Source organism: Syntrophorhabdaceae bacterium, assembly GCA_028698615.1.
In the GTDB taxonomy this organism is placed as follows: Bacteria; Desulfobacterota; Syntrophorhabdia; order Syntrophorhabdales; family Syntrophorhabdaceae; genus Delta-02.
In genome coordinates this window covers 1-19,507 of the sequence record JAQVWF010000008.1, presented here as the reverse complement: position 1 = coordinate 19,507, position 19,507 = coordinate 1, and the positions used below count along the sequence as shown (strand labels likewise).

Here is a 19,507-nt window from a genome sequence, read left to right as displayed (position 1 = left end):
ATAAAATGCGACCTCCCGAAAATCAACCCTGTGATGCCTGACGGCGCGTCATGAAGCGGCGAACCGTTTTTTCTATCTCGACGGCGATGAACACGACGGACGACAGCACGAGGGTAAACATCAGCTCAGTGAAGCTCAGAGGTTCGGTCTTGAATATGGGGTTCAGAAAGGGTATGTAGATCGTTGCCATCTGCAGGACAAAGGTCAGCAGGATAGCGCCCAGGAGCGGTTTATTTGAGAGAAGCCCCTGCCTGAAGAGGGATTCCGTTTCCGACCTTATGGCAAGGACGTGGCCCATCTGGCTGAGGCAAAGGACCGTAAAGACCATGGTCTGCCAGTGAGCATGGCCTGTCGTGATGGACCATGCCTGTGTGAAGATCGAGGCGAACCCCATGAGAAGTCCTACCCAGATGATATGCGCAGTCATGCCATGGGCGAAAACACTCTCCTTCGGGTGTCGCGGCGGTCTTTGCATGATCCCCTCTTCGGCCGGTTCCGCCGCCAGGGCAAGGCCGGGGAGCCCGTCCGTGACAAGGTTGATCCAGAGGATATGAATCGGCAGGAGCGGAATAGGGAGCCCCAGAAAGGGTGCGAGAAAGATGGTCCATATCTCGCCCGAATTGCTGGTCATGGTGTACTTTATGAACTTCCGGATATTATCGAAGACCTTCCTTCCCGCCTTGACGGCCTTTACGATGGTGGCAAAGTTGTCATCGAGAAGTATCATGTGGGCCGCTTCCTTCGAGACGTCGGTTCCGGTGATTCCCATGGCAACACCGATGTCGGCGGCTTTTAGGGCAGGTGCGTCATTGACCCCGTCTCCCGTCATGGCAACGAACTGTCCCCGGTCCTGAAGGGCCTTGACGATCTTCAGCTTTTGTTCGGGGGCTACCCTGGCGTATACCTTGATGTGTTCGACCTTTTCCTCGAATTCCTCCAACGGCAGCTGTTCCAGTTCTCTCCCGGTTATTACGACGGTCCCGGGGCCATCTTCAAGTATGCCCAGCCGCCTGGCTATGGACCGGGCCGTCAGGGGGTGGTCACCGGTTATCATTACCGGTTTGATCCCTGCCGCCTTGCACATTGAGACCGCCTCTCTGGCCTCTTCCCTTGGAGGGTCCATCAATCCCGTGAGACCTATGATGGTAAGGCCCGTTTCCACATTCTCGGGGGTGATCTGCTCCGGCAGTGTCTCCCATTTTCTCATGCAAAGACACAATATTCTCATGCCATCGGAGGCCATGGCCTCGTTGACCCTGTTGATCTCATTGACGTCGATCGCTTCCAACCCACGTGATGTGAGAACATTGACAGCCCTGTCGATGAGAACGTCCAGGGCCCCTTTGGTAAAGGATATGATCTTGCCGTCAATCCCGGGCCTGCCATCGCCGGTCTGCAATGTGTGGAAAGTGGTCATGCATTTTCTGTCCGAATCGAAGGGGATCTCGGCAATGCGCGGAAAAATGTTCTGGAGGTTTTCCTTGTCAAAACCGGAATCTCTCGCAATATCATACAAGGCGGTCTCGGTGGGGTCACCGATCAGCCTGCCTTCCGTATCGGTCCTGGCATCATTGGACAGGGCGAGGCCCGTCATAAGATGGTAAAGAACCGAAGGCGGGGAGGCTCCGGCATCCTCCTCGCGTTTTTCACCTCGTGCCTCACTGCCTTTTCTCAGCTCTCCGTCAATGTATATCTCTTCAACGCTCATCCTGTTCTGGGTGAGTGTCCCTGTTTTGTCGGAGCAGATATAGGTTACGGACCCCAGGGTTTCGACGGCAGGGAGCTTTCGAATGAGGGCATTCTGCCTGACGAGCTTTTTCGCTCCCAGCGCAAGAGAAATGGTTATGACCGCGGGAAGGGCTTCGGGGATGGCGGCAACGGCAAGTGAGATGGCGGTTAGGAACATCAGCAGCGTCGGCTCTCCCCGCACGATACCGGTTACGAACACGATGGCGCATATGGCGAGAACCGCAAAGCCAAGCTTCTGTCCGAAGGCCGCAAGCCTTTTCTGAAGGGGAGTCTTTGAGTCCTTCTCTCCCTGCAGCATTGCGGCTATCTTGCCCAGCTCCGTGTCCATGCCCGTTGCCGTAACGACACCTGAACCCCGTCCGTAGGTGGTGAAGGTGCCCTTGTATGCCATGTTCTTTCGTTCCCCAAGGGCGAGATCCCTGTCGTGCAGCGCCTCGATGCCCTTGTCTACGGGGACCGACTCGCCGGTGAGGGCCGCCTCCTCGACCTTGAGATTCACGGCCTCCACGATTCTCATATCGGCAGGCACGATCCTCCCCGCCTCGAGAATGACCATGTCACCGGGAACGATATCGGGAACGGGAACGGAGGATACAGTTCCATCCCTGATAACGGTTGCCTCGGTCCCCGCCATTTTTTTCAGTGCCTCCATCGCCTTCTCCGCCCGGTACTCCTGCACGAAGCCGATAATGGCATTGATGACGACAATGACGATGATGGCGATGGTGTCCGACAGTTCGCCAATACACCCGGAAACCACGGCGGCTGCCATCAGGACAATGATCATGAAGTCCTTGAACTGGTCGAGAAACATTTGAAGGGCTGTTTTTTTCTTCTTTTCCTTCAGTTCGTTGGGACCGTACTGCGTGAGCCTTTTTGCGGCCTCTGCGGCGCCCAGGCCGCCTATTCCGGTTCCCAGGTGTTCGCAGGTTGACCCTATCTCTTCCTGGTGATAATGCACCTTGCTCATCGTTTCCCCTCTTCTTGACGAAATGGGTCGGCAATCCCGAGATCACACCTGCCGGGTATCGCCGCGGCAGAAACCTGGATTCGGGATCGCCGGACCGGCACAAGGACCTGCGTCAGACCGAAGCACCGACATGGTCCCGATACGGGTCATTCCCTCACAATCGCAGTTATTATAAAGCAAGAAGTGTAAAAATTCTATTCAAGATCCGGACAGGACCTCTTCGATGACCTTCCTGAAGTGCTCGATGGAATACGGCTTGGCGATTACGCCCGAAAAGCCGTACTTTCTATATTCCCGTACGATCGTGTCATTGACATACCCGCTTGATACGATCGCCTTTACCGCAGGGTTAATGGCAAGGATGTTCTCCATTGCCTCGCGTCCTCCCATGCCGCCGGCCACGGTAAGGTCGAGTACGACAAGGTCATAGGGCGAGCCCGACAGGGTGCTTTTCCTGAAGAGATCTATGGCCTCGGACCCGTCCCGGGCGAATTCGACATCGTATCCCATGTGCTTCAATATTTGCCCCGCCAGGTTCCGGACCTGTTCTTCGTCATCCATGCAGAGGACCTTTCTTCCCTTCCCATCCTCTACCGCATTGCCGGCAGGCCATGGTTCCACCTTCGCATCCCGGGCCTCTATATGGACGTGCACCGTGGTTCCCGCGCCGGGTTGGGATGTGACGGAGATATAACCGTTATGGTTTTTGATGATAGAATAGCAGATTGCCAATCCCAGGCCCATTCCCTTTTCACTGCCCATTTCCTTGGTCGTGAAGTAGGGATCGAAGACACGCTCGAGGTTTTCCGGTGAAATGCCGCACCCCGTATCCTGTACGGCAAGCCGGATATATTTGCCGGGAGAAAGAGGTCCCTCAGAATGGATGAGATCGACGTTCTGCGCGGTTATCGTTATCGTGCCTCCGTCGGGCATGGATTCGCGGGCGTTCGTGACGAGGTTGTGGATGACCTGTCGTATCTGTCCTTCATCGATCTGCGCCCTGTAGAGATCGTCGGGAAGCTCGTAGACACACTTCGAATTGGAGCCGCTTACCGTGAGTTCCGCCGTGTCACGGATAAGGTCATCGAGCATGGTAAGCCTTTTCACCGGTGCGCCGCCTTTGGCAAAGGTGAGAAGCCGGTAGGAAAGGTCCTTGCCCCGGATCGTTGCCTTCTCCGCTTCATCGAGTCTTTTCAGTGCTTTCTGGTCGGCGCTGAGGAGCATCCTGGCGAAGGATATGTTCCCGAGGATAACGGCAAGAAGGTTGTTGAAATCATGGGCGATGCCGCCGGCGAGGGTACCGATGGATTCGAGCTTCCGTGCTTTGAGGAGCTCGCCCTCCATCCTGTGCTGCTCGGTAACGTCGCGAAACACAATTACGGCGCCGATGAGTGTTGCATCTTCCCTTCGGATGAGGGACGCCGTGGCGGCGACGAGGTGTTCCGTTCCGTCGCGTCCCACCAGCGTGGAAGGGGTTGAAAGTGAGGCAGGTTCGGTGGTTCTCAGGATGGCCCCGACGGGATCATCGTTTGCCTGTGCACATTGTCCCCTGACAGGGAAGATCTCGGTGAATGACCGGCCTTCGGCCTCCTTCTGTGAGTATCCGGTGAGGGCTTCGGCGGCCCTGTTGATGAGTATGACCTTGCCCCCCGTATCGACGGTGATCACGCCGTCGCCTATGGACCAGAGCGTAACGGCAAGACGCTCCTTCTCTGCGGCCAGGGCATTTTCGGCAAGGGAGCGAACGCCGATCTCACGCCGGAGGTCGATATTTGCCTCGAGGAGCCTTTCTTCACTCTCTTCGAGGAGTTCCTTGGAAACCGTTGTCTCTTTGAGACGGGTCACCATGCGGTTGAAATCTTCCATCAATGTCCTGATCTCGCCAGACAGGACGGGTCGCACCGACACCCCGAAGTCTCCGTCATTGACCTTCCGTGTCGCCTCGCTGAGGTGTGAGATGCCGCGTGAGAAATACATGCCGATGACGAGGGCCGCAAGGGAGACGAGAAGGATACCCATACCCATGAAGAGAAGTCCCTTATCGCGAAAGGACCCGAGGAGAACCACCGTGGTGTCGAGAAGGTTCCTCGCCGTTTTTTGCTGAATTGCCCGGGCTTCCCTCAGGGGTTTCGTGAATTCGTCCAGGTAGGCGGTGACGAAGACACTGAGCCGCCTGCCATCGGCAGTGGACTGGGACAGAGGCACGATATACATGTATTTCTGCGCGGTGCTCCCATCGGGTTCTATCCAGTCAAAATAACCGCCCGACGGTTTGCCGCTGCGGTTCGCGTTGATGATCCGCCAGTATGCGGGAAGCGTTTTTTGGAAGGCCCGGGTACTGGTGTTTTCGACCTTGCGGTCCCGGTGAAAGCGGATGATGCCGGTGTTCGTTTCATGAAGGCCCGTAAATCCGCGTTCCCCGATGCCCTGCACGGCCACGCTGCGGAAGTTTGCATCGCGTCTCAGATCGCCGAGCGTCATATACGGATGGGATTGAATGGTGAGGTCGAGCTGTGCCGCGATGTCGTGGGCTTTCTGGCGGATCGATGTTTCACCGATCTTCGTGAGGAGGGAGGAGCTCTGGGTCCACTCCTCTTTATATCCTTCGTCGATGGCGCGCTGGATGCTTGATTCGAAACTGTCTGAGAAGGTATGGATGAGGATGCTGAAGATCGCGATGGGGATGAACCCGGCTATGATCGTCATGATGAAAAGACGGGACCCGAAACGTTTCGGAAAGAAGCCCGACAATTTCATTGGTTAGCAGTCTCCCCCTGTGCTAAGACCTAGGATAAATGGTGCCTTCAAGAAAGTCGATGATATTTGTCACATGGGTGCCGGAGCCGCGTTCTGTTTCTAAGCGATGATCTCCCTGTCTTCGGGAGAATCGATGATGAATCGTATGATGAGTCCTTTCTTGCCGACCGCGTCGTATGCCAGGTTGCTGTCTGAATAAATGCCGTCGAATACATGGGTATCATAGAAATGATCGTAGGTGTGTGCTGCCCAGACCGTGCCTGAAGCTCCGGTTTCTCCGATAATGGAGCAGGCCTTCACCTCGCTGCGAAAGCGGGTATTCAGGTAAAGGTCCTCGCTGAATGACTGTGCTTTTTCAGGACTGGAAAAGACGGCGAAGACGCCCCGGCCCAGTATCGATTTGTCCATCACTACAAAAAGTTCCATGTATCCTCGTTTCCTTCTCAAGGGAGATCTGTACATAGGAAATAAAGGAAACCAGCGAAGAAATCAAGTATTTTGACATTTTGCTGTAACCATTCCTTCCGTTGCGGTAAAATAATGACGTTTCAGTCAAGAATTTGTGAATATGTCAATGGGAGCCGTCATGAACCTGAAAGACAAAACTGCACTGATCACAGGGGCCGGACAGGGTATCGGCAAGGCATGCGCCGAGGTCTTCGCCCGTCGGGGGGCACGCCTTATTCTTCTGGACAAGAACAGGAAAACTCTTCCCCGTGTTGCCCGCGATCTTAACGGGAAAGGTGCAGACGTCGTTTTCCGGATCATTGACCTTACCCGCACGCAGGCTCTTGTGAAGGTCATCGATGAGCTTCTTGCGGACCGCCGGGTCGATATTCTTGTTAACAATGCCGGGTTTGACAGGCCCGGTGTTACGGCGAAGATCGACAAGACCGATTACAATGCCGTTCTTTCCATTCATCTCGGTGTGCCCTTTCTCCTTTCCAAGCTGCTCCTTCCGCAGATGCGCTCCAACAAGTGGGGCCGCATCGTCAACGTAAGCTCCATATACGGTCTCATGGGGGCCAAGGGTGAGGTGGCCTACGCCGCCGCCAAGGCAGGGATTCTGGGCTTGACGAAGACTCTTGCGCGGGAGGGGGGAAGGGACGGCGTAACGACAAACGCCGTTGTGCCGGGCATGATACGCACGCCGCCCATCATGCGGATGCCTGAAAAATACAGGGATCCCATCATAGTGGAGAGCATCCTCGGCAGGATAGGCGAACCGGAAGAAGTTGCCCGAGCAGTCGCTTTTTTGGCCTCCGACGACGCATCCTACATAACCGGCACGGAGATAAAGGTGTCAGGAGGATGGGGAGTCTGAGAGGACGGCTTCAGGTTTTCTCAAAACCTGGGCTCTGAAGCTTTCTTAACCGGACTTGGTCCCAATTCATGGATCCTTTCCGCTATTGCCCTTGTTATCTGGGCGAACTTACGGCCATCCGATGACGACAGGTTATACATCTCCAGGCGGCCGCCGCCGATGCCCGCTTCGTCGAGGAGTCGCCTTGCGTATTCCACACGCTTTCGCGCCCGTATGTTTCCCGTCATGTAATGGCAATCCCCTTCAAGACACCCCACGAGGCATACGCCGTCGGCGCCGTTTTCGAAGGCCTGGAGAATATGGATGGCATCCACCCTTCCGGTGCATGGCACCTTGACGATCTTCACAGATGGGGGATAGGAAAGCCTCATCGAACCTGCCAGGTCCGCCGCGGTATATCCTCAATACTCGCAGCAAAAGGCTATGATCTGAGGATCGAAGTTCTGCATGAGCCTCCTTTTGAAAGGACAATGACACAACCCCGTCCCTTTCCTTGTTTGGTCAATTGGCCATTGGTCATTATCTTCTCACCTGGTCATCTGTCTGATTCCCGCTTTTACCTTCTCGATTATCTGCCTGTCCCGGGAGTGCATGAGGTCTATTGCTTTTGCAGGGCATTCGGCGGCGCAGGTGCCGCAGCCTTTGCATTTGGTGGTATCGATGACGACTTTACCCTCGTCGCCTATCGCGGGTATTCCGAAAGGACACACACGAACGCAGGTCAGGCAGGCGGCGCATTTTTCGGCCTCGACCCTTGCCACAACCGCGCCGACCGTGATGGTATCCTTCGCGAGGGTGGTGGCGGCCCGGGCCGCTGCGCCCGTCGCCTCGGCTATGCTCTCCCGGATGTTCTTCGGCGAGTGGCAGGCACCGGCCATATAGAAACCATCCGCGGCGAAATCTATGGGCTTCAGTTTCATGTGGGCCTCATGAAAGAAACCTTCCCGGGTGCGGGGCAGTTTGAATATGCCCGCCAGGGCGCTCGTGTCGTTGGGAATGACGGCGGCCGAAAGTACCACTATGTCCGCACGGTGATCGGTCGTCTCGCCCAGGGAGGTATCGGCGCAGCGCACATGTAATCGGCCGTCCTTCTTTTCCACCACGGGGGGGTTCTCCGGCGCGAAGCGGATGAACCTTATCCTGAGCCGCCGCGCGGCCTTGTAATGTTTTTCCAGAAAACCGTAGGTCATCATGTCGCGGAACATGATAGTGATCTCCGTATCGGGCCACGCTCTTTTCATGGCCATGGCATTCTTCAGGGCGGTCAGGCAGCACGTCCTGCTGCAGTATGGCCTCTGCTCATTTCGGGAGCCGACGCACTGGATCATGACGCAGTGCTCCGGCGGCGGCAGGGACATGTCGCTCAGGGCCGCTTCGAGGTCAAGCTGGGTCATGACCCGTTCGTCCTCACCAAAGAGGTAAAGTCCTTCGGGCCTGTACTCCGAGGCGCCCGTTGCCAGTATGGTGACGGCATGCTTGATCTCCTCAGGTGCCTTTTGCCCCGCCGTCATGATCTCGGTGAGGAGGCTACCCCTGAATCCCTCGGAGCCAACGACCTCGGAGTCGGTATGGAGCTTGATATGATCGTGCCCCGCGACCCGTTCGATCATGTCACCGAGGAATTCCTGCACATCGATGCCATCGATGGTATGGAAGATGTTGACGAGGTTGCCGCCGAGTCGCGGCCTTTTCTCGACGAGGTGTACCTCGAAACCCTGGTCGGCAAGGGAAAGCGCCGATGTCATGCCTGCTATTCCCGCGCCAACGACAAGGGCGCATTTCTCCACGGGAAGCGTCGTTTCTTCAAGGGGTTCGATATGACGGGCGTTCGCCACGGCCATCCTTACAAGGTCCTTCGCCTTTTCCGTGGCCTTTTCCTTTTCGTGCATATGGACCCAGGAGCATTGGTCCCGGATATTGGCCATCTCGAAGAGGTATTTATTGAGCCCGGCATCACGGATGAGAGACCGGAAGATGGGTTCGTGGGTCCTCGTGGAACAGGAGGCCACGATGACCCGGTTGAGCTTCTCCTCGTGGATGATCTTTTTCATCTTTTCCTGGGTATCCTGGGAGCAGGTGAAGAGGTATTGATCGGCGAGAACAACGTCGGGAAGGCCTTCGGCGTATCGCTTGACCTCCGGGACGTCTACGACGCCTCCTATGTTGACGCCGCAGTTGCATATGAAGACGCCGATCCTCGGTGCCTGCCCCGCCACGTCTCGTTCATCGGGCAGCCGGGGGACCTCGATGTCGTGCCACCGCATAGGCGCGAGCGACGAGGCGACGGCGCAGGCAGTGGCCGAACCCTCGATGACGGTTTCCGATATATCCCTGGGCGAGGAAGACCCCCCGCAGACGTAGATGCCTTCCCGGGATGTGCAAAGCGGTGAAAGGGATCCAGTTTCGATGAACCCATATTCATTGGATGCCACATCCATGACACGGGCGAGACCGGCAAGCTGTTTGGAGGGGCGAAGGCCCACGGCGAGGACGACGAGGTCGAAGGTTTCCGTGACCACTAAACCTTTTTCATCGGTGTACGTGATATCGAGGTCTTTTGTGCCGGGGTCCTCATAGACCTTCGAAATCAGCGACCTTACGTATCGGACGCCGTACTCGTTCCTGGCCCGCTGATAGTGTTCTTCATATCCCTTTCCGAAGGTGCGGGTGTCCATGTAGAAGATCGTCGGTTCAATATCGCGGTGGTGCTCCTTTGAGATGATGGCCTCTTCCATGGCAAACATGCAGCATATGGAGGAACAGTATGGGTTCTCCTTGTTCCTGCTGCCGATGCACTGGATAAAGGCGAGCTTCTTCGGTATCCTGCCGTCGGAGGGCCGCATAACGATGGCGCCCGTGGGTCCCGTCGCGGAAAGGATCCGTTCGTAATCGACGCTTGAAAGCACGTTTTCGCAGGAAAGATATCCAAGTTCCTTCATGGTGGAAGCATCGAACTCGTCGAAACCGCAGGCGATTATGATGCTTCCCACATCGAGGACATGCTCCACCGGCCCCTCGCGGTAGTCGATCGCCTCGGGTCTGCAGGATTCCTCACAGACCCCGCAGCCAAGGCAGCGTCGGCAGCTCAGGCATCGCTTCGCCTCCTCGACGGCGCTCCTTTCGTCGAGGGTTCCCACCGTTTCCACGAAACCTTCGCGCTCGGGTATGGCCACCCTGGGAATGGAGACCCGCGGCCTGTGTTGCACGGGGAAGGGAACCTCGTCGAGTATCTTATCGTCCTCGGCAAGACGGCCTTCGAGCAGGTCACGGCCCTCGAGGTGCCTGACGATCGATTCGGCGGCCCGTTTTCCCTGGGCGATGGCATCAATAGCACTGCGGGGTCCCGTCACGGCGTTTCCGCCCGCGAAGACGCCCTTGCGTGTCGTCTCCAGGGAAACCGGGTCGACCCTGACCTTGCCGTCGGCGTGCCGTTCTATGGTGTCGGAGGCCGCGAGATATGCCGTATCGATAGTCTCGTAGATGACGAGGACGAGCGTGTCCATCCCGAAAGTGATCGTTGCCGAGGTATCGTAGAGGGGATCGAAAAGGCCTTGCTCGTTGAAGACACGCACACAGCGGGCGAGTTCCATGCCGGTGAGCCTGCCGTTCTCAGCGAGGATCCTCCGGGGCCCCCAGGCGTTGTGAAAGACGATGTCTTCCTCCATGGCCTGGTCTATCTCCCAGCGGTGGGCAGGCATATCGTCCCATTTTTCCAGGGCGACGATATGCACTTCCTGTGCTCCCAGCCGCCGCGCGGTGATGGCTGTGTCCATGGCGACATTTCCGCCGCCGACGACGAAGACCGTTTTTCCCGGCGAGACCTCTTTCCCGGTGTTCACATCCTTCAAAAGGTCGAGGGCGCTCAGCACGCCCAGGGCATCCTCGTTCTCAAGCCCCAGTTTGCGCCGTCCATGTGCCCCGGAGGCGATGAATGTCGCATCGTGGGATGTAAGGACGTCCTCGAGGGGGATATCCGCGCCGACCCTGGTGCTCATGCGAAGTTCAACGCCCATCCTCCCGGCGATGGAGAATTCTCGGGTGAGGACATCTCTGGGAAGCCTGTAGGCGGGCACGCCCGCGTAGAGCATCCCGCCCGGCTTTTCATTGGCGTCGAAGACGGTCACGGCGTAGCCCGCCTTGCGAAGTTCGACAGCGCAGGTGAAGCCGGCGGGTCCGGCGCCGATGACGGCGACCTTACCCTTCCTTTCAGCGCTCGTCACGGGAAGGGGCGGGTCGCGCCTCAGTGCTTCGTAGTCGGCCACAAAGCGTTTGAGTGCACAGATGGCCAGCGGCTGGTCCACTTCCTTACCTCTGAGGCAGGCATTCTCACAGGGGTGGGCGCAGATCCTTCCGATGATTCCCGGGAAGGGCAGCTTTTCCCGTATAAGGTCAAGGGCCTCAAGAAACCTTCCTTCGGCGATGAGGCCGATGTAGTCGCGGGCGTTGAGGTTGATGGGGCAGGTGAAGATGCAGGGGGAGAGCTGCCGGTCGATCATGTATGTGGAGGGTATGGCCTGGGGAAAGTTGACGAAGGCGGCGCTGCGAAGCGACATCTCCTCGTTGTAGACATTGCCGACCTCCAGGGGGCACGCCTCCGAACAGGAGGCGCAGGACGTGCACCGGTCGGGGAGGACGCGTCTTGGCCGTGTGCGAAGGGTGACCCTGAAATGTCCGGGACCCCCTTCCAGACGGAAGACCTCGGAGTTCATGAGAAGCTCGATGTTGGGATTCTTCCCCACCTCTACAAGCTTCGGCGCCATGACGCACATGGAACAGTCGTTGGTGGGGAATATCTTGTCGAGCTGGGCCATATTCCCGCCGATGTTCGGCTTCCGGTCGGCGAGATAGACCTTGAATCCGGCCTCGACGAGATTGAGGGATGCCTCCATTCCTGCGATGCCTCCCCCTATGACGAGGACCTTTCCCGTTCTATCCATTCGGGCCGTTCCCTTCCGTGGGTGATCTTCTCCGATTCGGTTTCATTTTCTCCTGTACAGTGCGTCGCGGTCTTCGTAGCCCGCGATCTCGACAAGGTCCCTCCGCGCCAGTTCCTTCAGGTGATCGAAGACGACCCTCGCCGCCATTCCCAGTTTCCCGGCAAGGTCCGGCACGGACGCCTCCCCGGCTCCGAGACTTTCCAGTATCTGAGAACGCTCCACGGCGCGGGCGAGCAAGGGATCGAAAACAAGAGAGAATTGCCGCTCCGTCAGGCGCTCGCCGTAGGAGTTCCCTGTCATGAGAACGTCTTTTCTCTTAAGGAGCTTTTCGAGCCTTTCGGCTCCGTCGGGATCGTGGCTCCTTACATAGGCGAGCATCCCGTCGCGCCCGTTGTCGAGGCAGCAGACATCCCCCGGCTCCCTCATGCGCTGTCGCCTCCGAGCGTTTCCACCGATCGTTCTATATCGGCCATGGATATAAGGTGTCCCCTGGTACCCCCGGTGGAGCCGAAAAGGGCGAGTTCGAAGATCTCCGTCAGGAAGAGGACGGGGATCTTCGCGAGGTCTTCTCTCAGGTGGACGGTGAGGTCGAGATTGAGCTGGCAGAGGGGGCAGGTGGTGACAATGGCGCTAGCCCCCGCACGCAGGGCCATCGTCATGATGCGCCCGGAAAGCTCCGCCGTCGTGTCGCTGTTCGTGACCGTTGACCCCGCTCCACAGCATTCGGTCTTGTATTGCCAGGGAACTACATCGACGCCGAGGGCATCGAGAAGGACATCCATGCCTGAGGGATCTTCACGATCGTCGGAAGAGGGGGCCCCCATGATACGGGTGAGAAGACACCCGTAATAGGGTACAGCGCGGATGGAACCGATGCCGTACTCTACCGAAGCGGCTATCCGCTCGATGCCTACGTACTCGAGAAAGACCTCGATGATGTTCTTGACCTCCACGGAGCCGCTGCAGTGCATGGGGGCCAGGGCCTGGTTGACCATATCCCGTGTCCGCCTGCGTCCGGCTATCTTCATGGCGCCCGCTTTTGTGCGGGCGTAGCAGGCCGAGCAGGGGGCAAGGAGATGAAGGCCGGCCCGCTCAGCGAGGGCGATGTTGCGTGCGCTCAACACGTCCGCCAGTTCTTCGTTGATGGCCGGCGCGGCGGCGGCCCCGCAGCACGACCAGTCGTCAAGTTCCTTCAGGTTCACCCCGTAAAAGGAGAGGACCTTTCGCAGGGAGCGGTCATAGAAGGCGCTCGAGGATCTCAGGGAGCAGCCGGGGTAGTAGGAGAGGGTGATCATGTGCCGGTCCTCTCCCGTATTTCCCGTATGATCGCTCCCAGCGTTTTCCTGCCGCGGACATTGTGCGATGTCAGGCCGATCCTTCCCCTCTTCAGCATGTCAATTCCCATGGCGGCATCTTTCAGGAACTCCCTGTTCGACAGGCGATAGCGCGTGACCGCTTCCAACTCGCTGAGGCGGCCGTGTCTTGCGACGCTTTTAATGATGAGGTCGTCAAAACACCAGGTGCCGCCCTTTGCGGCAAGCCCCGATTCGATGGCCAGCCGCCTCAGGATCTCGAAGACATGGGCGATGTCGATGCCGTTCGGGCAGCGGATGCTGCAGGTGGCACACTGGAGACACCTCCACGGGGAGGTCGACGACAGGACCTTTTCGCGCTCGCCTTTGAGGATGTAGCCCATAACCCTGTGGGGGACGATCTCCATGTCGGAGGCGACGGGGCATCCGTTGGTGCAGCGGCAGCACTGGTAACACTCTGAAACGGTCACCTCTGACCTTGTTTCAATTTCGTCGAGGAAAGAAGGGTGCGGCATAGTCAGACTCTTATTCTTAAATTTTATCTCCGTGATGTCAAATGGATTTTCCTCGCCGCGGCCTCCTGCCGTCTTCCATCTTTGGCGCCGTTATGGTATACCTTGTGGCATGGAAAGGCCGAAACTTCGTTTTATCGAGGCAGTCCCCTTTGAGCAGGAAGGGCAGGAGCTTATACTCCTGCGTGACGCCGCAGGCGTCGTGGAGCAGGCCCTCGCCGTGTCGAGGGACGTGGCCTTCATGGTGTCCCTCATGGACGGAACCAGAACGCTTCGGGACATTCAGGCGGAATTCATGCGCACCGTCGGAGAGATGGTGTATCTGGAGCACATAGAGGACCTTGTGCGGGTGATGGAAGAAAACTTTTTCCTCGAGGGCGACCGTTACGACACGTATGTGAAGGAACTGCGTGATGAGTACTGCAACGCGCCGGTGAGAAAGGCATACCTGGCAGGAAAGGGCTACGCATCGAACCGGATGGAACTCCTGTCTTTCCTTGATGAGATGTTCGACGGCAGTGTGGAAAATGTTGTCCCATCAGGGGAAGTTGCGGGCATTCTTGCACCCCATATCGACTACGAGAGGGGCATTAAGGTGTATCGCGAGATATATCCCTACCTGAGGCGGGGGGCCAAACCGCTCATCGTCATTTTCGGTACCTCCCATCGTTTCACCGAGGGTCTCTGGAGCATATCCCTCAAGGATTTCGAGACGCCCCTGGAAACCATATCCTGCGGGCAGGGACTGCGGGAGCTCATCGAAGGGAACGATCTTCTGAAGAGGTACATAGACGAGTGGCCGCACCGTTCCGAGCATTCCATTGAACTGCAGCTGCCTCTCATCCAGTTCATGATCCAGGAGGATTTCGAGGTTTTGCCCATCCTGACGGGATCCATGCATGAATACGTTGGTGGCATGAAGGGGACGGATGACGAAGAGGTGAGGCTTCTCACGGAAAACCTGAGGAATGTCCTTCATGCCTACGGTAAGCCTTACTGCATCCTCTCGGGGGCCGATCTCGCTCACATCGGGGCGCAGTTCGGTGACCGTTATCCCCTCGACGGCATGACCCTTGAGAGTTCGCGACAAAAGGACGCGGGTCTTCTGGAACATATCAGGAACGTAGACGGGGATGCTTTTTTCCGTGCCATACAGAACGAAGGGGACAGCCGAAGGATCTGCGGCCTTACCCCCATCTTTTTCCAGCTCAAGCTTCTTGAAGGATGCACATCCGACATAGTGAGCTATGAGCAATGGACGGACGGGCAGTCTTCGGTGAGCTTCGCCGGTGGTGTCTTCTACCGGCGATAAGATTCTGAAAAGCGATTGAGGTTACCATGACAAGAATGAAAGAGACCGATGCACCACCCGACGTGATCACAAGACCCGCCGAGGCGTCCTTCGTACCGGAGTTTGTTGGTTTCGTCCGCTCCATGGCCCTGGAGTGTTGCTACAGCGACACCACCGTGGAAGACCTCTGCCGTGCCATTGAAGAAGCCGTCAACAATATCATACGGTTTGCGTGCCGCCAGACGGCCGCCGAGATAGAGATCTCCTGTTCCGTTCATGACACCGGCGCGCTCTATATCACCATCTCCGACACGGGTGCGCCCTTCAATATGCTGCTCGCAGGCACGTTCCCCGAGGTGGATGATTTCTTCGCAGCCGGCGAGAAACCGTCAACGAAGATCATGAAAAGAGCCGCGAGAAACATCGAATACAAGCGAAGCTCCAACAGGAACATCCTCATCTTCACCGTCTCCCACGACCCGGGAGGGATGAGAAGACAATAGCCACACAGAAGATAATAAACAATAACCAATCCCTACTTCGTGGAACGTATGATGACCGTTGTCCCGGGGGCGGCGTCCAGTTTGGTGTTGTTCCATGTCAGCTTGCCATCGTCGGAGAGATACGTGACGAGGTGACGGCCCGGGGGTATATCGGCCGTGATCTGTAAGGTTTTCCCGTCGTTCGTCTCGAGGAGGATGGTGTGTTCACCGGCCTTGAGGGCGAGAGAGTCAAGGGTTCCCTCGTAGTCGTCCTCTTCCGGGATGTCCCGGTGGCCGGGGGGCAAGGTGACACTGTAGATGCCGTCGATAAAGAGCTTACCGTCGGGTTTGATGAGGGTCTGCGTCAACTTTCCCGCCTCTTTTCCGTCGATGATGACCAGCGCGCCGGAGAAAAGCTGACCCTCCACTAAAAGGATGACCCGGGCAGGTTCCGGCTTCCTGCATCCGGCAGACGAAAGCAGGAGGAGGGCGATTCCGAGACAAACGAAAATCCTTATGCAATTTCCCCCGAGGACAAAGATGCGCATGAGGAATCTCCGGTCTATGTCAAGCATGTCGTTGCCCTTTTATTCTCCTATCATCTGGATCACCACGAGCCGCTTCCGGGGCTGATTGTCGAACTCGGCGAGGACCACTTGCTGCCAGGTCCCGAGGAGGAGTCTGCCTGCATCGAATGGTACGGTCAGCGACTGACCCGTCAGAGTGGCCCTGAGGTGACTGAAGCCGTTGGCATCGCCCCAGGTTTCATCGTGGTGATAGCCGCGGTCAGAGGGGACTATCTTTTCGTAGAATTCCCTCACGTCGCCGATAAGTCCCGGCTCGTATTCGAAGGTGGTGATGCCCGCCGTGGAACCCTGCACAAAGACAGTCATGGCGCCTGCGGCGAGGCCGCTTTTAGCCAGGGCGTCGACCAGCTCCCGGGTTATATCGATAAGGTCCCCGCTGCCCTGCGTTGAAAACTCTTTGTGCTTGCTAACGATCTTCATATTACCCGCCTCTCGTGATGACGCAGCATGGGTGATAGGTAACGGGTAACAGGAAAAACGGCTTGCTTTTCCTTCCCATTACGTACTGCCTCTTACCCCTGCCCTGGTCCTCATTTTAAACTACCAGAGATTACCATGTATTTAAAGGATTTTGCGCAGGGTGGGATGGAGGAAAAATGCCGATAACCATCGAGACGAGGGAGGACGGGACAGGATGTAACTTCCATGCTCTACTTGACGTTTATTCCGAATATATGGTAACTATCTTCCCTGCATGATAGAACGATCGACGTGGATAGAGAGAATAGAAGATGCCTGGAGGGAAGCACCCATTGTTTGGCTCTCCGGCGTGAAAGGGGCGGGAAAGACAAGCCTCGTCCGGGGTCTGGGGACGGAGCGGATGCTCTATGTCGACTGTGACCCGGTCCTCTCGGCCCATATCGGAGAGGATCCGGAACTGTTCTTTCGCGCCTGCGATCGCCCCGTTGTTGCCTTTGACGACATTCACAGGTTTCCCGGCGCCATGGCCGTCCTTAAGACGGGTGCTGATCTCTTTCCCCGGTTGAAGATCATCGCCGCCTCATCTACCGTGGCCGCAGGCAAGACCACTGACATTCTGGGAGACAGGAGGCGTCTTATTCATCTTGGCCCTGTCCTGTGGGACGAACTCCCTGCATTCAATGTTTCCCTGGAAAAGCGGCTTTACCACGGAGGCCTTCCCGAGGTGCTTCTGACAGCTCCAAGGCCAGCTGGGTTTTATCGCGAATGGATGGATACCTTTTTTGAACGGGATATTCAACAGTCCTTTGCCTTCCGCGATGCCGATAAGTTCAACATGCTCTTCGAGTATCTTTTGAGGCAAAGCGGAGAACCTTTCGAGACAGCCCGGGCATCTGAAACCCTGCGTATAAGCCGTCCCACCGTTGCGGAGCATGTGAGGGCCCTGGAAGCTACCCGGGCAATAACCATCGTGCGGCCGTTCCATGGAAGAGGGCAGAAGGAGATAATAAAGATGCCCAGGGTCTATGGGTTCGATACCGGTTTCGTGAGTTTTGCAAGAGGGTGGGACCCGCTGCGCCCGGATGACCATGATCCCCTCTGGGAGCACGTCGTCCTTGAATATCTTGAAACCCATGTGCGGGACTCACAGGTTCAATACTGGCGATGGGCAGATGACCGAAAGGTCGATTTCATTGTCCCCGGCACGGAAGACGGGGTAGATGCCATCGAGTGTGAGTGGGACCCTGACGTCTTCAACCCCGCGGGGCTCAAACTGTTCCGGAACTGGTATCCCGAAGGAAACAATTATATTATTTCTCCCATTTCCATGCCGGGCTATGAAAAACACATTGCCGGTCTGGATGTCCATATCTGCAATCCGGCGGGCTGGCTGGAAAAGCAAAGAGCGGCGGACCAGGGTTAGACCCCGGGAAGAGTCTTCTTCCTGCATCTCCGGAGACAACAGATGGAGTCGTTGAGAATTCCATGGCATGATGGGATTGAGGTACATGTGCCCTCCAGCGGCAGACAATTTTGTCTTCGGTGCCCGAACTGTAGTATACTATATGCCTTATCATGAATGACGTTCCCCGATCCTTGTCCATCCAGACGGAAATTATCATTATACTTGCGCTCATCGTGGTCAACGGCATTCTTGCAATGACGGAAATGGCGATGGTGTCCTCCCGAAAGTCACGCCTTCAGCAACGGGCCGATGACGGTGACGCCGGGGCGGAAAAGGCGCTCGATGCCATCGGAGACCCCAACAGGTTCCTTTCCACGATACAGATCGGTATTTCTCTCGTGGGTATTCTGGCCGGGGTGTTCGGTGGCGCGACCATTGCGAAAAGCCTCGGCAACTGGTTAAGCGGTATTGTTTTCATCGGCAAATATGGCCAGGCCGTTGGAATTGGAGTCGTTGTTGTCGGGATCACCTACCTGTCTCTCATAATAGGAGAACTGGTTCCCAAGAGATTGGCGCTCAATAATCCGGAGAGGATCTCTTCTTTTATGGCCGCGCCAATGGGTTTCGTGACGCGGCTCGTCAAACCTTTCAGTTTTCTCTTGAGCCTGTCGACCAATGCGGTTTTGAGTATCTTTGGGGCGCGTCCAAAGGAGGACGCGTCACACACCGAAGCCGAGATAAAGATCATCATCGAGGAGAGCACGCGGGCGGGGATAATGGAAAAGGACGAACAGGATGTTGTGAACCGCGCACTGGATCTTGGGGATCTTGATGTGAATGATCTGATGACGCCGAGGCCCGATATCGTCTCTCTCAATATCGACGCCCGTCCCGAGGAGATAACGGAAAAGATCACGGCAAGCGGCCATTCCTCCTTTCCGGTGTACAGCAAGGACCCTGATAATATAGTGGGTGTTGTCTCTGTCAAAGATCTTTGGGCGCAGTCCATGGGCGCAAAGGGGGAGGGCATACACCTGGTCCTCAGGCAACCCCTCTACGTGCCGGAACGACTGCGGGCGCTCAAGGTGCTGGGACTCTTCAAGCAGTCCGCAACCCACCTGGCTCTGGTCATCGATGAGTACGGGACGGTCCAGGGCATCGTCACGCTCCACAATATACTGGAAGCCATGGTAGGCGACCTGCCGTCCTCGGAAGTGGCTGCGGACCTTGACGTTGTTCGCCGCGAAGATGGTTCCTGGCTGATCGACGGACTGTTCCCCATTGATAGGTTCAAAGAGCTCTTCGGGATCGATGCCATGCCCGAGGAAGACATGGACCATTATCATACGATCGCCGGTTTCATGCTTTTTCATTTTTCCAGTATTCCTTCCACGGGTTCCGCGTTTGAATGGTCGGATTGGCGTTTTGAGGTCGTGGACATGGATGGAAACAGGATAGACAAGATACTCGTCGTTCCGCTGAAAAGTGATGGGGAGCCTGAGAAAGCGGACACTCAAACAGAGTAGCCGATCGAGGCCGATCTGCATGCACCCATATCACGCAATGTTTTGCAGCGATTTGTTCAGACAGGATGTCACACCTGCCGGCCACAAAGATATCCCTCCCCTTATTTCCAGAGAACACATGTGTTTCATCAGGTCATGGTGTGCTTGATTTTATGCTATGCGGATAATGATGGAACGCGCAGAAGAATGGTCGGGATGACTGGATTTGAACCAGCGGCCTCTTGCTCCCGAAGC

General features: G+C 56.7%; 14 protein-coding genes and 1 pseudogene. 5 read left to right on the top strand and 10 right to left on the bottom strand.

The window, feature by feature from the left end; translation table 11 throughout:
• Nucleotides 1-22: 22 nt before the first annotated feature.
• The 3 genes from PHC90_04740 to PHC90_04730 form a co-directional block, all read right to left on the bottom strand.
• Nucleotides 23-2,719 (bottom strand): cation-translocating P-type ATPase, encoded by a 2,697-nt coding sequence (locus tag PHC90_04740; GenBank protein ID MDD3845649.1) that lies wholly within the window; start codon nucleotides 2,717-2,719, stop codon nucleotides 23-25.
• Nucleotides 2,720-2,917: 198 nt separating this feature from the next.
• A complete protein-coding gene (locus PHC90_04735) occupies nucleotides 2,918-5,476 on the bottom strand; it encodes an ATP-binding protein (GenBank protein MDD3845648.1) in 2,559 nt (852 codons plus the stop codon).
• A 99-nt stretch (nucleotides 5,477-5,575) separates the two neighbouring features.
• A complete protein-coding gene (locus PHC90_04730; protein MDD3845647.1) occupies nucleotides 5,576-5,902 on the bottom strand; it encodes a hypothetical protein in 327 nt (108 codons plus the stop codon).
• A gap of 160 nt (nucleotides 5,903-6,062) precedes the next feature.
• On the opposite strand from PHC90_04730, the gene PHC90_04725 reads away from it, so the two are divergent.
• Nucleotides 6,063-6,800 carry an SDR family NAD(P)-dependent oxidoreductase gene (locus tag PHC90_04725; protein MDD3845646.1) on the top strand — a complete coding sequence of 246 codons (738 nt, stop codon included), beginning with the start codon at nucleotides 6,063-6,065 and terminating at the stop codon, nucleotides 6,798-6,800.
• 20 nt (nucleotides 6,801-6,820) lie between these two features.
• On the opposite strand, the pseudogene PHC90_04720 reads toward PHC90_04725, so the two are convergent.
• The 5 genes and pseudogenes from PHC90_04720 to PHC90_04700 all read right to left on the bottom strand — a co-directional run bounded on the left by PHC90_04720 (nucleotide 6,821) and on the right by PHC90_04700 (nucleotide 13,520).
• Nucleotides 6,821-7,186: pseudogene (locus PHC90_04720) on the bottom strand (hydrogenase iron-sulfur subunit).
• A gap of 141 nt (nucleotides 7,187-7,327) precedes the next feature.
• Nucleotides 7,328-11,737 carry an FAD-dependent oxidoreductase gene (locus PHC90_04715; GenBank protein ID MDD3845645.1) on the bottom strand — a complete coding sequence of 1,470 codons (4,410 nt, stop codon included), beginning with the start codon at nucleotides 11,735-11,737 and terminating at the stop codon, nucleotides 7,328-7,330.
• Between the two features lie 42 nt (nucleotides 11,738-11,779).
• Nucleotides 11,780-12,163 (bottom strand): hypothetical protein, encoded by a 384-nt coding sequence (locus PHC90_04710; GenBank protein MDD3845644.1) that lies wholly within the window; start codon nucleotides 12,161-12,163, stop codon nucleotides 11,780-11,782.
• Entirely contained in the window at nucleotides 12,160-13,032 is an 873-nt protein-coding gene (locus PHC90_04705) for a heterodisulfide reductase-related iron-sulfur binding cluster (GenBank protein ID MDD3845643.1), read from the bottom strand. The genes PHC90_04710 and PHC90_04705 overlap by 4 nt, the downstream gene beginning before the upstream one ends.
• A complete protein-coding gene (locus PHC90_04700; GenBank protein ID MDD3845642.1) occupies nucleotides 13,029-13,520 on the bottom strand; it encodes a 4Fe-4S dicluster domain-containing protein in 492 nt (163 codons plus the stop codon). The genes PHC90_04705 and PHC90_04700 overlap by 4 nt, the downstream gene beginning before the upstream one ends.
• Before the next feature lie 154 nt (nucleotides 13,521-13,674).
• Between PHC90_04700 and amrB the strand changes: the two genes are divergently transcribed.
• The gene (gene amrB / locus PHC90_04695) at nucleotides 13,675-14,874 is read left to right on the top strand and encodes an AmmeMemoRadiSam system protein B (protein MDD3845641.1); all 1,200 of its coding nucleotides are present in this window, start codon (nucleotides 13,675-13,677) and stop codon (nucleotides 14,872-14,874) included.
• Between the two features lie 26 nt (nucleotides 14,875-14,900).
• Entirely contained in the window at nucleotides 14,901-15,356 is a 456-nt protein-coding gene (locus PHC90_04690; protein ID MDD3845640.1) for an ATP-binding protein, read from the top strand.
• A 32-nt stretch (nucleotides 15,357-15,388) separates the two neighbouring features.
• Here PHC90_04690 and PHC90_04685 read toward each other — a convergent pair whose 3' ends face one another.
• Both PHC90_04685 and PHC90_04680 read right to left on the bottom strand, forming a co-directional pair.
• Nucleotides 15,389-15,910, bottom strand: coding sequence for a hypothetical protein (locus PHC90_04685; protein ID MDD3845639.1), 522 nt, complete (start codon nucleotides 15,908-15,910; stop codon nucleotides 15,389-15,391).
• A gap of 12 nt (nucleotides 15,911-15,922) precedes the next feature.
• Complete coding sequence (locus tag PHC90_04680) at nucleotides 15,923-16,342, bottom strand: secondary thiamine-phosphate synthase enzyme YjbQ (protein ID MDD3845638.1); 420 nt, start codon at nucleotides 16,340-16,342, stop codon at nucleotides 15,923-15,925.
• A gap of 274 nt (nucleotides 16,343-16,616) precedes the next feature.
• Between PHC90_04680 and PHC90_04675 the strand changes: the two genes are divergently transcribed.
• Nucleotides 16,617-17,765 carry an AAA family ATPase gene (locus PHC90_04675; GenBank protein MDD3845637.1) on the top strand — a complete coding sequence of 383 codons (1,149 nt, stop codon included), beginning with the start codon at nucleotides 16,617-16,619 and terminating at the stop codon, nucleotides 17,763-17,765.
• Nucleotides 17,766-17,917: 152 nt separating this feature from the next.
• Entirely contained in the window at nucleotides 17,918-19,273 is a 1,356-nt protein-coding gene (locus PHC90_04670) for a hemolysin family protein (protein ID MDD3845636.1), read from the top strand.
• Nucleotides 19,274-19,507: the final 234 nt, after the last annotated feature.

Excerpts from the sequence above, each read along its gene's own strand:
- PHC90_04740 (MDD3845649.1), bottom strand. The coding sequence starts at position 2,719 with ATGAGCAAGGTGCATTATCACCAGGAAGAGATAGGGTCAACCTGCGAA.
- PHC90_04735 (MDD3845648.1), bottom strand. The coding sequence starts at position 5,476 with ATGAAATTGTCGGGCTTCTTTCCGAAACGTTTCGGGTCCCGTCTTTTC.
- PHC90_04730 (MDD3845647.1), bottom strand. The coding sequence starts at position 5,902 with ATGGAACTTTTTGTAGTGATGGACAAATCGATACTGGGCCGGGGCGTC.
- PHC90_04725 (MDD3845646.1), top strand. The coding sequence starts at position 6,063 with ATGAACCTGAAAGACAAAACTGCACTGATCACAGGGGCCGGACAGGGT.
- PHC90_04715 (MDD3845645.1), bottom strand. The coding sequence starts at position 11,737 with ATGGATAGAACGGGAAAGGTCCTCGTCATAGGGGGAGGCATCGCAGGA.
- PHC90_04710 (MDD3845644.1), bottom strand. The coding sequence starts at position 12,163 with ATGAGGGAGCCGGGGGATGTCTGCTGCCTCGACAACGGGCGCGACGGG.
- PHC90_04705 (MDD3845643.1), bottom strand. The coding sequence starts at position 13,032 with ATGATCACCCTCTCCTACTACCCCGGCTGCTCCCTGAGATCCTCGAGC.
- amrB (MDD3845641.1), top strand. The coding sequence starts at position 13,675 with ATGGAAAGGCCGAAACTTCGTTTTATCGAGGCAGTCCCCTTTGAGCAG.
- PHC90_04690 (MDD3845640.1), top strand. The coding sequence starts at position 14,901 with ATGACAAGAATGAAAGAGACCGATGCACCACCCGACGTGATCACAAGA.
- PHC90_04685 (MDD3845639.1), bottom strand. The coding sequence starts at position 15,910 with ATGCTTGACATAGACCGGAGATTCCTCATGCGCATCTTTGTCCTCGGG.
- PHC90_04680 (MDD3845638.1), bottom strand. The coding sequence starts at position 16,342 with ATGAAGATCGTTAGCAAGCACAAAGAGTTTTCAACGCAGGGCAGCGGG.
- PHC90_04675 (MDD3845637.1), top strand. The coding sequence starts at position 16,617 with ATGATAGAACGATCGACGTGGATAGAGAGAATAGAAGATGCCTGGAGG.
- PHC90_04670 (MDD3845636.1), top strand. The coding sequence starts at position 17,918 with ATGAATGACGTTCCCCGATCCTTGTCCATCCAGACGGAAATTATCATT.